Here is a 14,137-nt window from a genome sequence, read left to right as displayed (position 1 = left end):
GGAGAGGCGGATCAAAAACGCTAGACTGGACGGGTGACTGAGAACAACACCACCCAGCAGACTGCCCCCGCCGAGATTCGAGCAGAGAGCCCCGCAGAAAACTCCGTGGAGATTACCGAGGCCCTGCGTGCCGAGTATGCGGAACTGACCGATAAGATTCGTGCCGCACGCCGCGCCTACTACAACGAGGATGCGCCCTTCCTCTCTGACGCCGAGTACGATGCGCTCTACCGCCGCCTTGAAATCATTGAGGCGGAACATCCGCTCATTATCGCCAACGACTCGCCCACCCAGGAAGTCGGTGGTGAAGCCATCGAAGCCTTCGCGCCCGTCACCCACTTGCAGCGCATGTACTCCCTCGAGGACGTCTTCTCCTTCGAGGAGCTGCGCAGCTGGCTGACCAAGACTGAAGAGAACGCCCGGAACCTTACCGGTGGCGCACCGCAGTGGCTGACCGAGCTGAAGATTGACGGCCTGGCGGTGAATCTGCTCTACCGCAACGGCACCCTCGTGCGCGCGGCAACCCGCGGTGACGGCACCACCGGTGAAGACGTCACCCACAACGTGCGCACCATTGCGAGCATCCCGCAGCAGCTGACCGGCGAGAACCACCCTGAGGAAATTGAAATCCGCGGCGAAGTGTTCATCTCCTCCGCAGATTTTGAGAAGCTCAATGAGTCCATGATTGCCGCCGGTAAGAACCCCTTCGCGAACCCGCGTAACGCCGCGGCAGGCTCGCTACGCCAGAAGGACGCGGCGATTACCGCCTCGCGCCCGCTGAGCATGTACGTGCACGGCATCGGTTCACGCACCGGTCTGGATATTGCCACTCAGTACGAGACTTACGACCTGCTCGCCTCCTGGGGTCTGCCCGTGAGCCCCTACAGCGAAATTGCCGATAACACCGAGGCGGTGTTCGACTTCATTAACAAGTACGGTGAGCAGCGCCACTCCCTGGTGCACGAAATTGACGGCATCGTCATTAAGGTCAACGACTTCGCGACCCAGGCTCAGCTGGGCTACACCTCCCGCGTGCCGCGCTGGGCGGTGGCGTATAAGTACCCGCCCGAAGAGGTGCACACCAAGCTGCTGGACATCCGTGTGGACGTAGGACGCACCGGCCGCGTGACCCCCTACGGCGTCATGGAGCCTGTGTTCGTCTCCGGCTCGACCGTGGAGCGCGCCACCCTGCACAACCAGGACGTGGTCAAGGCTAAGGGCGTGCTCATCGGTGACACTGTGGTGCTACGCAAGGCAGGTGACGTAATCCCCGAGATTGTCGCCCCCGTGGTTGCCCTACGTGACGGCACTGAACGTGAGTTCGTCATGCCCAGCGAATGCCCATCCTGCGGTTCGCCCCTTGCCCCCGGCAAGGAAGGCGATGTGGATCTGCGTTGCACGAACCCTCGCTCCTGCCCGGCGCAGCTGACCGAGCGTGTGTACTATGCGGCAAGCCGCGGTGCCTTCGACATTGAGGCACTCGGCTTCGAAGCAGCTAAGGCGCTCACCAGCCCCGCAACCCCGGACACCCCTCCACTAACAACCGAGGCACACCTGTTCACCCTCAACATTGAGGACCTGCGCGAGGTCACTATCGAGCGTGAGAAGAAGGTCAAGGGCGTGGGCACCGGAAAGATGGAGCGCGTGCCCTACTTCTACACCAAGCCGACCAAGGCACGCCCCGAGCCGAAGCCTACGAAGAATACGCTGAACCTCTTCGCTGAGCTGGAGAAGGCTAAGCACCAGCCGCTGTGGCGCGTGCTGGTGGCTCTCTCGATTCGTCACGTGGGACCGACCGCTGCCCGCGCGCTTGCCGCCGAGCTCGGTTCGATGCAGGCAATCCGCGAGGCTGATCGTGAGCGTCTTGCTGCTGTGGATGGTGTGGGCACCACGATTGCCGATTCGATTATTGAATGGTTTGCTGAGGATTGGCACGCCGAGGTTGTGGACTCCTGGGCTGCCGCCGGTGTGCGCATGGAAGATACTCGTGACGAGTCCGTGGAGCGCACTCTGGAGGGCCTGACCGTGGTCGTAACCGGCACGCTGAACGGTTACACCCGTGACGGTGCGAAGGAAGCCATTATTTCTCGCGGCGGTAAGGCTTCGGCGTCGGTTTCGAAGAAGACCCACTTTGTGGTCGCAGGCGCGAATGCCGGCTCGAAGCTGGATAAGGCTCAGCAGCTGGGTCTGAAGGTGCTGGACGAGGAAGGCTTTACTGCTCTGCTTGAAGGTGGCCCCGAGGCAGTTGAAGCCGCTTCGGAGGAGTAGACCCGGTAGCGGGGTTATCTGAATCTGAACCCTGCAATATATATAGAGATATATAGAGCATTCAGGCTCTGGAGTACGGGCTTCAGAGCCTGAATGCCAATTTTGGGCATTTGTAATTACCACAGCATTTAAGGTGGAAGCGCCTTAAAACACTCCCAAAGCGTGTAAATATTTAAAAAATATTTACACGCTGTTCAAAACCTTTGAAATCGGCACCCATTCAATACTGAATCGGAGCACTCCAGGAGGGGAAACCTCCGACTGCACGCCCTAGAAAACCCCGAAATTCCGCGGTTAAACCTTGAAAATATGCGGCCTGCAAGAGCGCCAATAAAGTTTCTTGCACTTTTAACCTGAAAGAACCCTGGGAACCCTGCGCGTTCGCCGTGAACCTGAAACTGGGTTGGAATCATAAAAAACCTCGGTTATCTTTGAGACCAGATAGATTCTCGCAAGGGAATCGCCTGTGTGGTTTCAAGCTTGGAATGCTTGAAACGATGCCCGGTTCTACCGCACGTCCCTACCGAGGAAGTGCCACCCGGATTCCGCACACAAGTGCAGAATCACTCACGGTGACATGAAATCGGTGGAGAGCCGCTCACATGGTAGAGCCAGAACATGAGTAACCTACTTCGTTATCAAAGGGTGAGCGGCAGCGCGTTAGAGTTCCGGGGACGGAACGAGCGGGGACGGCCCCAAGGAGCATTATGAAGAACACTTCCATTCGTCGTACCGCAGCAGCTCTCGCCATCGGTGGCGCTGTAGCAGCTACCATGTCGATGCCCGCTGCAAACGCGGTAGACGGTGCTACCTGGGACGCACTGGCACAGTGCGAGTCCGGTGGTAACTGGTCCATCAACACCGGTAACGGCTTCTACGGTGGTCTGCAGTTCACCCAGCAGTCCTGGAACGGCGTCGGCATGTCCGGCTCCCCCGTGACCGCTTCCCGTGCACAGCAGATTGAGGCTGGCGAGCGTCTGCTCGCTATCCAGGGCTGGGGCGCATGGCCCGCTTGCTCCGCTAAGCTTGGCCTCTACGGCAAGACCGGCGCAGCTCCCACCTACACTGAGCCCACCACCGTGGCTGCCCAGTCGCAGACCCAGCAGACCTACACCGCTCCCGCGGCACAGGCTGCACCCGCAGCTCCTGCAGTTCAGACTGCACCCGCAGCAGCTGAGGCACCCGCAGCACCCGCTGCAGCACCGGCAGTTGAGGCTCCCGCAGCACCCGTCGCAGTAGCTCCCAAGGCTGCAGCAGGTACCTACACCGTGGTTCCCGGTGACTCCCTCTCGCTGATCGCTGCAAAGCTCGGCGTTGCAGGCGGCTACCAGGCAATCGCAGCTGCGAACACCGACATCATCTACAACGTTGACCTGATCTTCCCCGGCCAGGTTCTGACCATCCCTGCCTAAGGTTTTAACTCTCAAGCGTAACTTGGGCACGTTGTAGTCCAACGCCCCGCACCTCACACGAGGAGCGGGGCGTTGAGCATTTAACCGAAAGGAGAAAAATACCGCCTGAACACACAAGCCAGCAGGTAAACCCTCCAACCCTCAATGAGACGGAAAACGCAACCTCCACTACACTAGAGAAGAGACAAGAAAACAAAACTACGGGAGAACCATGTCTGCCATCACCTTTGAACAGGTCAAGCACCTGGCATCGCTGGCACTCATTGAGATGACCGATGAAGAACTCACCGCGATGGCGTCTGAGCTGGACGTCATCGTCGCATCCGTTGAGACCATGTCGCAGAAAGCAACTGCTGACATCCCCGCGACCAGCCACCCCATCCCCCTCGAGAACGTCTTCCGTGAAGACGTACCCGTCACCACCCTTACCCAGGAAGAGGCGCTCTCAGGCGCCCCCGACGCACAGGACGGCAAGTTCCGCGTGCCGGCAATCCTCGACGAAGACTAAGAGGAGAACAACCAAGTGAACGAATTGATCCAGCTCACCGCCGCAGAAGCAGTAGAAAAGCTCGCATCCGGCGAAATCACCTCCGTTGAGCTTACCCAGGCACACCTGGACCGTATCGCAGCCACCGACGGCGCATCCCTGAGCGACAACCGAGCAGACGGCAAGAACGGCCTCAACGCCTTCCTGCACGTCAACGCTGAAGAAGCACTCGCCACCGCAGCCGCAGTGGACGCAGACCGTGCAGCAGGCAAGGAATTGCCGCTGCTCGCAGGCGTACCCATCGCCGTCAAGGACCTCATCGTCACCAAGGGCCAGCCTACCACCGCAGCATCGCGCATGCTCGAAGGCTGGATGAGCCCCTACGATGGCACCGTCACCCGCAAGGTCCGCGAAGCACGCATGCCCATCCTCGGCAAGACCAACCTCGACGAATTCGCAATGGGCTCCTCCAACGAGCACTCTGCATTCGGCGTAGTCCGCAACCCCTGGGCACTCGACCGTGCACCCGGCGGCTCCGGCGGCGGCTCCGCAGCAGCCGTCACCGCCTTCCAGGCACCCCTGGCGCTCGGCACCGACACCGGCGGCTCTATCCGCCAGCCTGCAGCACTGACCGGTAGCGTTGGCGTCAAGCCCACCTACGGCTCCGTCTCCCGCTACGGTGTCATCGCCATGGCATCTTCCCTCGACCAGGTAGGCCCCTGCGCCCGCACTGTCCTGGATACCGCACTGCTCCACGAAGCAATCGCAGGCCACGACCCGCTCGATGCAACCTCCCTGCCTGATGAGCCCGGCAACTTTGTTGAAGAAGCCAAGGCAGGCGCAGAAGCCGCACGCAAGCGCGACCTGTCTGGCCTGCGCATCGGCGTCATTAAGGAACTCGGAGGCGGCGACGGCGCAGGCTTCGAAGCAGGTGTCCTCGCACGCTTCCGTGAATCCGTCGAAGAGCTGCGTGCCGCAGGTGCAGAAATCGTTGAGGTCTCCCTGCCCTCCGTCACCGAAGCCATCAGCGCCTACTACATGATCATGTCCTCCGAGGTGTCCTCCAACCTGGCACGCTACGACGGCGTCCGCTACGGCCTGCGCGTCGTACCCGAAGACGGCCCCGTCACCATCGAGCGCGTCATGTCCGCAACCCGCTCCGCAGGCTTCGGTCACGAGGTCAAGCGCCGCATTATTCTCGGCACCTACGCACTGTCTGCAGGTAACTTCGATGCCTACTATGGCGCCGCACTGCGCGTACGCACCCTCATCCAGCGCGATTACGCAGCAGCATTCGAAAAGTGCGACGTGCTCATCTCCCCGACTGCACCCTCCACCGCGTTCAAGCTCGGCGAGAAGACCGAAGGCGACCCCATGGCAATGTACCTGGGTGACGTCGCAACCGTGCCCGTCAACCTGGCAGGTGTCCCGGCGCTCTCCCTGCCCGGCGGCCTCTCCGAAGAGAACAACCTGCCCGTCGGTATCCAGTTCACCGCACCCGCACGCGAAGACGCACGCCTCTACCGCGTCGGCGCAGCACTGGAAGAACTGCTCACCGCAAAATGGGGCGCACCGCTCTACAGGAGCCTGCCCGACACTGAAACTCTGATCCGCGACTTTGACTTTGGGGGAACCAAATAATGAGTGAAGAAGTCCTCAGCTTCGAAGAAGCCATCGAAAAGTACGACCCGGTCCTCGGCTTCGAGGTGCACGTCGAACTGAACACCAAAACCAAGATGTTTGACTCCGCACCCAACGAGTTCGGCGACGACCCCAACACCAACGTCACCCCCGTATCGCTCGGCCTGCCCGGTGCGCTGCCCATGGTGAACAAGACCGCTGTTGAGTCTGCCATCAAGCTCGGCCTGGCACTGGGCTGCGAGATTGCAGACAAGTCCTACTTCGCCCGCAAGAACTACTTCTACCCGGACTCCCCGAAGAACTTCCAGACCTCCCAGGCTGGCGGCCCCATCGCGGAAAACGGCTCCCTGGACGTTGAGCTCGAAGACGGCACTATCTTCACCGTTGAAATTGAGCGCGCCCACATGGAAGAAGACGCAGGCAAGCTCACCCACGTCGGTGGTGCAGATGGACGAATCCAGGGTGCAACCTCCTCACTGGTCGACTACAACCGCGCAGGCGTTCCTCTGATCGAGATCGTCACCCGACCCATAGTCGGTGCCGGCGAGCGTGCACCCGAACTGGCACGCGCCTACGTTGCCGCAATCCGCGACATCGTCCGCTCCCTCGGCATCTCTGACGCCCGCATGGAACGTGGTAACGTCCGCTGCGATGCCAACGTCTCCCTCATGCCCAAGGGCGCAGAGAAGTTCGGCACCCGCTCCGAAACCAAAAACGTGAACTCCCTTCGTTCGGTTGAGCGCGCCGTCCGCTACGAGATCCGCCGCCACGCAGCAATCCTCGAACGCGGCGAAAAGGTCACCCAGGAGACCCGCCACTGGCACGAAGATACCCGCGAAACCTCCTCGGGTCGCCCCAAGTCCGATGCTGACGACTACCGCTACTTCCCCGAACCGGACCTCGTACCGGTCGTCACCAACAGCGAATGGATTGAGCGTCTGCGCGCTGAACTGCCCGAACCCCCGGCAGAACGCCGCCGCCGACTCAAGGGCGAATGGGGCTACTCTGACGAAGAGTTCCGTGACGTAGTTAATGCCGGCGCACTCGACGTCATCGAAGAGACCGTCGCCGCAGGCGCAACCGCCGCAGCAGCCCGCAAGTGGTGGATGGGCGAAATCGCCCGCCGCGCAAAGCAGGCTGAAGTTGAGCTCACCGCACTCGGCGTGGAGCCCGCAACCGTGGTTGCCCTCGAAGCACTCATCTCTGAGGGGAAGATTAACGACAAGATCGCCCGCCAGGTGCTCGAGTTCGTCCTCGCCGGTGAAGGCACCCCCGCCGAAATCGTTGAGGCACGCGGCCTCGCCGTGGTTTCCGATGACGGCGCGCTCACCGCAGCTGTCCAGGAAGCACTGGCGGCAATGCCCGACGTTGCCGACAAGATTCGTGCCGGTAAGGTTCAGGCTGCTGGTGCTATCGTCGGTCAGGTTATGAAGGCTACCCGCGGTCAGGCTGATGCCGCCCGCGTGCGTGAGCTGATTCTGGCTGAGTGCGGCGTGGAAGGCTAAGCTTTTCCGCTGACCCGGCTCTAACGAAAGAGGCGCTGTCTCCCGAGGTGGGAGGCGGCGCCTCTTTTGCTCCATTCCAGGGTCTGCGCGAGTGCGGCCGTGTTTTCCGGATGCGCCCTCCGGGTGACGGGTGCCCCTGCGTAGGCGCGGAGGAAATATGCGGTGCCTCACCCCTCGAGCAGAGCAACGTACATAAACGAAGAACGCTCCGTCCGTATCATTTAGATACAGACGGAGCGTTCTGATTTAAGAGACCAGCTACTCAGTAACGCCGAGGTTGCTCATGAGGAACGCGTAATCCCACGCAATCTCGCGCCAACGCGTATACCTGCCGGAACCACCACCGTGACCGCCCGACATGTCAATCTTCAGCAGCGGCACCGGCGACGAGGGGTCAATTTGCTCACGCAGCGCCGCAACCCACTTCGCGGGCTCCACGTAGAGCACGCGCGTGTCGTGCAGGCTCGTCACCGCAGCAATCGCCGGGTAGCGGACCGGGCGGATGTTCTCGTACGGGGTGTACGACTTCATGTAGGCGTACACTTCCGGGTCCTCAATCGGGTTGCCCCACTCTTCCCACTCCATTGCCGACAGTGGCAGCTCCGGATCGAGGATGGTGGTCAGCGCATCCACGAACGGTACGGCTGCCAGGCAGGCGGCGTACTTTTCGGGGGCGAGGTTCAGCACGGCGCCCATGAGCAGACCGCCGGCGCTACCGCCGTAGCAGCCGATACGCGCCTCATCAGCCCACGGCTTAGCCGCAATGTAGCTGGTGACGTCCACGAAGTCGGTGAAGGTGTTCTTCTTCGCGAGCTTCTTGCCGTTCTGGTACCAAGAGCGGCCCATCTCGCCGCCGCCGCGAATATGCGCGATGACGTAGATGACGCCGCGGTCCAGAATCGACAGCATCGGGATGGAGAACATCGGGTCCATGGACGACTCGTACGAGCCGTAACCGTACTGGATGACCGGGTGCGGCTTGCTCATGTCCAGATCGGCGCGGTGAATCACCGAGATCGGGATGAGCGTGCCGTCCGCCGCCGGTGCCCAGTCGCGGTAGGCGCGGTAGTCCTCACGGTTGTAGCCGCCGAGTACCGGGGTTTCACGGCGCAACAGCAGGGTCTGCGACATGGGGAAGTAGTCGTAGACGCGGCGCGGCGTCAGGTACGAGGTGTAGGCGATGCGCAGCACGGGGGAGTAGTTCTCCGCACGTAGTACGGAGGCGGTGTACAGTTCCTCATCGAAGCCGGCAGGTTCCATGAAGGTCACGCCGGCGGGGCGGCGGCGGCGCCACTGGATGGGCAACTGCTCACGCGGTGCGAGGAAGATGCGGGTGGTGGTGTCCGCGCGGGCGGTGACGACCAGGTGCGTTGCGGTGAAGGTGAAGCCCTCCAGGCGCACGTTTTCGCTGTGGCGGATGACCGGCACCCAACGCTGGGCGTACTCTTCGATGTTCTCCCCTTCGCGCGGCATGTCTGCGAGGACCAGCTCGGAGTTCAGTGCATTGTAGTCGTGCTGGATTAGCAGGTGCTGCTCGCCGGCAATGTTGAGCGGCTCGGCGTAGTATTCGATGCCTGCGCTCTTGGGAATGAGCAGGGTCGGCTCGCTCTTGGGTTCGTGGGTGGGGATGAGGCGCACCTCCGTGTACTCGGAATTCGAGCTGGTAATGACCACGGAGGAACGGTCGGAGCTCATGGCGGCGCCGAGCCACATGGTGTTGTCCGGTTCCTCGTAGATTAGGTGGTCTTCGGTGCCCTGTCCGACGTCGTGCACGTAGACACGCCAGGGGCGCCACGAATCGTCGGGGACGAGGTAGATGAGCTGTTCGGCGTGGTTGATGAAGAAGGATCCCGCGGCGATGTTGGGGATGGTGTCTTCGAGGAAGGAGCCGGTTTCCATGTTGAGGAAGCGCTGCTCGTAGCGTTCGTCGCCCTTTTCGTCCACGGAGATGCTCAGTAGCTTGCCGTTACGTGCGGGCTGGAAGCTGCCGAGGGAGAAGAACTCCATGTCCTTGGCGTATTCGTTGCAGTCGAGGATGACGACTTCACCCTCGAGTACTTCGCCGGGGGTGACGGTCGGCGGGGTGTAGCGCACTACCTCGTCGCCTTCGTTCAGGGCGGGGTAGCGGTAGAAGACGGGGTACTGGCCGCCGGGCACCATGCGGCTGTAGTACCACCAGTCACCGATACGGTTCGGGACGGTCAGATCCGACAGCAGGGTGCGGTCCTTGATTTCGTTGAAGATGGATTCGCGGAGGGGCTGCTGGTCTGCGGTGACAGCTTCGGTGTATTCGGCTTCTGCCTTGAGGTAGTTGAGGACCTCTTCGCTTTCCTTGTCGCGGAGCCATTCGTAGGGGTCGTTGAAGATGTCGCCGTGGTGTTCGCGACGGTGCTCGACCTTCTTCGGTACGGGCGGGGTGAGGTTCTGTTCAGTCATGCTGCCACCTCTTTCCTTGAGTTATGGTTTTGTGAATGGTGTGTGCCGTCTGTGCCTGCGTTCCTGTGCCGCCGGGTGGCGGTGAGGGTGTGCGGGGGACTGTGGGCACGCCTAGTTCTAGTGTATCGAAGAGTGAGGCAGGCTACTATATTGCGGCCTGGGCAGTATCACCCAGATTAGCCCCCTGCACTCTTCTGGAACGTGCGCATTTGGTGGCTAGTTAGCGCGCCCCTTAATGGACATGAGGGTGCGGCGGCCCGCCTTATTCGCCTTCGTGAAGGCACGGTTACTTTGCCTGTACTCACGTTCTTGAGAGCGCAGGCGTAGACGCGCGGATTCGGCTATCATCCTGCGGTAGCGTTCGAAGCGCTCGGGGTCGAGAGAGCCGTCGGCGAGCGCCTGCTGCACCGCGCATCCGGGTTCGGAACCGTGGGAGCAGTCGCTGTACCGGCAGGCAGAAGCGTAACCGGAGACGTCGTCGAAGGTTTCGTCAATCGCGGCGCTATCGCTCGTTGCGGCTAGGGCTCGTACGCCCGGAGTGTCGATCAGCACCGTGCCAGATGATGATTTTGCGTTGGTCGAGTCTCCTTCGCTTGAGCCTTCCGCACCGGGTAAAACAAGCATCTGGCGGCTGGTGGTGGTGTGGCGCCCCTTGCCGTCAGCATCTCGGACTGTGGAGGTGACCTGCACCTGATGTTCTTGGCTATCCTCGCGGGGGTCAACTCCGGGGTTGAACAGGGCGTTGACCAGGGTGGATTTTCCTGCGCCGCTGCGACCCAGGAATGCGGCGGTGCGTCCGGCGACAAGCTCCGCCACCGGGGCAGGGTCGTAGCCGTTGTCCGTGCAGACGGCGAGCACCGCATCCACACCACCTGCGAGGGAGCCCCTGTAGTTGGTGAGCTGTTCGGCCGTTACCAGGTCACCCTTGGTGAGAATCAGCGCGACCTGCACCCCGGAAGCGTGCGCCAGGGCGGTGTAGCGTTCAATTCGCCCAATGGACGGCTCGGGGAAGCAGGGCTCAACGATGCAGAGTATATCCACGTTGGCGGCGACAGGCTGATCCGCGGATTCTCGGGTGGCGCTGGGTCGGGTGAGGTAGCTTCGCCGGGGCAGTATCGCGAGAGGTTTGTGCTCCGCGGGCTGGCTATCGCTACCGGTTCCAGGGATGGGCTGGGTGAGTACCCAGTCGCCGACGACGGGGTACTCTTCTTCGCCGTAGTCGTTCTCAACCGGACGCAGCGGAGCGGAAAGCTTAATGAGCTCACCCCGCTCGCAGGTCAGTAGCTCGCAGCGGGTGCGGTGCACGGCGCTGACACGGGCGAGGGTAAAGTTTTCGAGGGTACCGCCGAGGGTGAACGCGGCGCGGATTGCTGAACCCTGCCAGGAAGGGTCGAACCCTAGGGTCTCTAAGGTGTATGAAGCGGGAGCAATGGTCACAGGAATAGTCTTTCTTGGTTGCGGCGCCCGGATAGCGGGTGATTACAAGGTTCGTTCTTTTTCAGGTTTCACCGTTTACAACAGCGAGGCGCGGGCGCCGGCACGGATACGGCGGGCGGCAAGGACCATCAGCCCCAACCCGATTGCGGCGTAGAGTACTGCCAGGGCTGTGTCTGCCGCCAGGAGCGCGAAAAGCTCCGGCGCGGTGCCGTTCGCGATACCGCTAGAGGCATCTAAAACCTGCACCAGCCGGGACCCTGGAACCCAGGAACACAGCCATGCAAGCCAACCCGGGTAGGTACTCACCGGCACAATCACGCCCGCGCTCACTGGCAGAATAATCGACAGAAAATTCGACCCCGTGTACGGATCCGACAGGTACAGACCGAGCCCGGCGGCAAAAATGCCCAGGCAGACCCCGCCCAGAACCGCAACCGGCATCAGCGCAATGGCTCCAATCAGAAGCCCCGAAGCCGCCCCGGTAGAGGGTGCCGTGAGGGACAGTAACCACACGATGCCCACATTGCTCAGACCCGTTACGGATGCCAGCAACGCGGGTACCGCCGCCGCACCGAGCCAGTATCCAGCATCCACCGGGCGCGCCGTGCACACGTACTCGAAGACGCCAATCCACCGGTCTGTGGCAACGCGCGCGACAATACCGGCTGCCACGGAGCTGAGGGTCGCAATCAGGGCGGTCGCGCAGCCGATGCGGACCGTATCGTTTGCGGCAAGATCAGCACCCAGAAGCACCGTGAAAAGCACGTTAAGACCGGGTACGAGAACCAGGGTCGTGATGGCCGTTCCGAGGGTTGCGAAGGTAATAGACGACGACCAGCCAATAGAAGCGGTCGACAGAGCCCGACGCGCCGTGCCAGACAGTGATACAGCGCCAGGCAGGGCAACAGAGGAGAGAGCACGCACGCTACATCGCCCCCAGGGTGCCGCGACGGCGGGCTGAGGCGAGAGCCTTCCGAGCAAAGAGGAAGGCGCACAACGCCCAGATGAAGCTCACGACCAGGGTCTGAATTACGGGCAGGAGCGCATCCGCCGGGGTAGTGATGGCGGTACGCCCAAGTAGCAGGTGAACCGGCGCCTGTAGGGGAATGAGCACACCCGCGGCATCCAGCCAGGCGGGCGCTTCAACGGTCGTGAAGAGAACCCCGGAAAGAATAAAAACCGGCACGAGCAACAGCTCCTCGTAGGCGATAGCGTTCGGCGTGGCCACGAAGAATACCGCAATCATGAACGTGACCGACAGGCACGCAAGCCACAGCAGGGGAACGCCCAGAACGTAGCGCGGCCAGAGTGCTGAAAAGTCTGTGACCTGCGGGTTGAGCGTCACAAGAGCCCAGATGAGCCACGACAGGGGCAAAGCCGCCAAACCCACAACGGATGCGCTTGAAACGATAGCCGCCAGCACCCGCACCGGAGAAATCGACCCCGAACACAGGTACACGAGGGTCCCACGGAAACGCTCAAAATTGATGATGCCCGCAGACACGATGCAGACCGACCACATGCCCACAATGCCCGCGCGGGTCCACGCGAGAGTCGGGTCAACGGAGTGACCCGCGGAGCTCTGCGCCGCCGCATGCACGGCGAGCGCCTGAAGGATGACTGAGCCGAGTACCGTGCTAATGAGCAGCTGAATGAAGTAGGGGACCGTCAGGAACTGGCGCAGGCTAAAGCCCATGAGCCGTAGCTGCCGGGCGCACTCCTGCCACAGGTCGTACCGTCGACCCTGCCGCTGGAACTCTTCTGAGCGTTGCGTCTGAGCGTTCATCGCTTGAGCCCCTCCGCCATCGCCAGGTATGCCTCTTCCAAGGTTGCCGGGCGCGTGTACGGTTCGGTTCGCGCCCCAATGCGTGCGGCGGCAAGTCCCTCCGCCAGGATGCGGTGCGTCTCGCCCGCCTCGAACGTGGCGCGCTCGCCGTGCCAGTAGAGGGTCAGTTCCCAGCCGGAACCGCGTGGGGCAAAAAGTACCGCCGCCTTATCGCCGAGGAACCCGCGGAGCGTATCAATGCCCTCGGTGGCGGTGGGCTCGACCTGAACCACGGTCGTGGCGGCAATACCTGCGTGCGCGGCAACGTCCTCGAGACTGCCGCTCACAGCAACGGAGCCAGCGCCCAAGACGGTGATGGTGTGCGCCAGGTCCTCGATTTCGCCCAGCAGGTGGCTTGTGAGCAGAATGGCGGCGCCGTCTTCCGCGAGAGAACGGATAAGGGTTCGTACGGTTAGGGCGATATCGGGGTCGAGCCCGTTGGTCGGCTCATCCAGCAGGAGCAGAGCGGGGGAGCCGAGCAGTGCACGGGCAATATGTAGGCGCTGCTTCATGCCGCGGGAAAACTCCTGGACAGGCCGCGTTGCCGCATCGGTGAGTTCCACACGGGCTAGGGCATGCTCAACCTCGTGCCCTCGGGCCCGCCCGGAAACCCCCGTAACATCGGCAAAGAACAGCAGATTATCGCGGGCACTGGCGCGCGGGTAGAAGCCGTTCTCCCCGCCCAGCGCGAGGCCCACGTGACGGCGCGCCCGCTGCGGGTGGGCGATAGCGTCAATACCGTTCACGGTGAGGCTACCGCCGGTGGGGGTGAGCAGAGTCGAGCACATCTGCACGGTCGTCGTTTTGCCCGCACCGTTGGGGCCGAGGAGGGCGTGAATTTCCCCGGAACTGACGCGAAGTGACACCCGGTCGACGGCGGTAAAGGTATTTTTACCTTTGCCAAAGACTCGGCTGAGTTGCGTGGCGTCAAGAACAAGAGACATGGTAGGTAACCTTCGGGTATGACCCTCTGGCTCCTATACCGGAGGGATGTTGAGCAGGATAAGCGGCTTAGCGAGCCGTAGCGAGTTGTACCCTGCGTGAGTGTATGTGTCATTTCAGTGTACCGAAAAGCACAGATAAAAGTGATGGAGGTTACTACGCAAATAGTGGGTGTTCACCTCCG

General features: G+C 61.8%; 10 protein-coding genes. 5 read left to right on the top strand and 5 right to left on the bottom strand.

Going from position 1 to position 14,137, the window contains the following annotated elements; genetic code table 11:
* The first annotated feature begins 33 nt into the window (after positions 1-33).
* From ligA to gatB, 5 genes are all read left to right on the top strand, one after another.
* Positions 34-2,268 carry an NAD-dependent DNA ligase LigA gene (gene ligA / locus QFX07_RS06655; RefSeq protein WP_459741159.1) on the top strand — a complete coding sequence of 745 codons (2,235 nt, stop codon included), beginning with the start codon at positions 34-36 and terminating at the stop codon, positions 2,266-2,268.
* A gap of 707 nt (positions 2,269-2,975) precedes the next feature.
* Positions 2,976-3,680 carry a transglycosylase family protein gene (locus tag QFX07_RS06650; protein ID WP_279754344.1) on the top strand — a complete coding sequence of 235 codons (705 nt, stop codon included), beginning with the start codon at positions 2,976-2,978 and terminating at the stop codon, positions 3,678-3,680.
* A gap of 211 nt (positions 3,681-3,891) precedes the next feature.
* Positions 3,892-4,188 (top strand): Asp-tRNA(Asn)/Glu-tRNA(Gln) amidotransferase subunit GatC, encoded by a 297-nt coding sequence (gatC, locus tag QFX07_RS06645; RefSeq protein WP_005507016.1) that lies wholly within the window; start codon positions 3,892-3,894, stop codon positions 4,186-4,188.
* Positions 4,189-4,203: 15 nt separating this feature from the next.
* A complete protein-coding gene (gene gatA / locus QFX07_RS06640) occupies positions 4,204-5,808 on the top strand; it encodes an Asp-tRNA(Asn)/Glu-tRNA(Gln) amidotransferase subunit GatA (protein ID WP_279754345.1) in 1,605 nt (534 codons plus the stop codon).
* Entirely contained in the window at positions 5,808-7,313 is a 1,506-nt protein-coding gene (gene gatB, locus QFX07_RS06635) for an Asp-tRNA(Asn)/Glu-tRNA(Gln) amidotransferase subunit GatB (RefSeq protein ID WP_279742001.1), read from the top strand. The genes gatA and gatB overlap by 1 nt, the downstream gene beginning before the upstream one ends.
* Before the next feature lie 258 nt (positions 7,314-7,571).
* Here the strand turns inward: gatB and QFX07_RS06630 are convergent, their stop codons facing one another.
* From QFX07_RS06630 to QFX07_RS06610, 5 genes are all read right to left on the bottom strand, one after another.
* Positions 7,572-9,749: a S9 family peptidase gene (locus QFX07_RS06630; protein ID WP_279754346.1), complete on the bottom strand. Its 2,178-nt coding sequence runs from the start codon at positions 9,747-9,749 to the stop codon at positions 7,572-7,574.
* A 216-nt stretch (positions 9,750-9,965) separates the two neighbouring features.
* Positions 9,966-11,186, bottom strand: coding sequence for a ribosome small subunit-dependent GTPase A (rsgA, locus tag QFX07_RS06625; protein WP_279754347.1), 1,221 nt, complete (start codon positions 11,184-11,186; stop codon positions 9,966-9,968).
* A gap of 75 nt (positions 11,187-11,261) precedes the next feature.
* On the bottom strand, positions 11,262-12,110 hold the full coding sequence (locus QFX07_RS06620) for an ABC transporter (protein ID WP_279754348.1): 849 nt from the start codon (positions 12,108-12,110) through the stop codon (positions 11,262-11,264).
* Position 12,111: 1 nt separating this feature from the next.
* Positions 12,112-12,972 (bottom strand): ABC transporter permease, encoded by an 861-nt coding sequence (locus QFX07_RS06615; RefSeq protein ID WP_279754349.1) that lies wholly within the window; start codon positions 12,970-12,972, stop codon positions 12,112-12,114.
* Complete coding sequence (locus QFX07_RS06610; RefSeq protein WP_279754350.1) at positions 12,969-13,955, bottom strand: ABC transporter ATP-binding protein; 987 nt, start codon at positions 13,953-13,955, stop codon at positions 12,969-12,971. The genes QFX07_RS06615 and QFX07_RS06610 overlap by 4 nt, the downstream gene beginning before the upstream one ends.
* Positions 13,956-14,137 lie beyond the last annotated feature (182 nt).

The organism is Rothia similimucilaginosa (genome assembly GCF_029850985.2).
Taxonomy (GTDB): domain Bacteria; phylum Actinomycetota; class Actinomycetes; order Actinomycetales; family Micrococcaceae; genus Rothia.
Note: the sequence above shows the minus strand (reverse complement) of the source record. Positions and strands in the feature narration are given on the sequence as shown.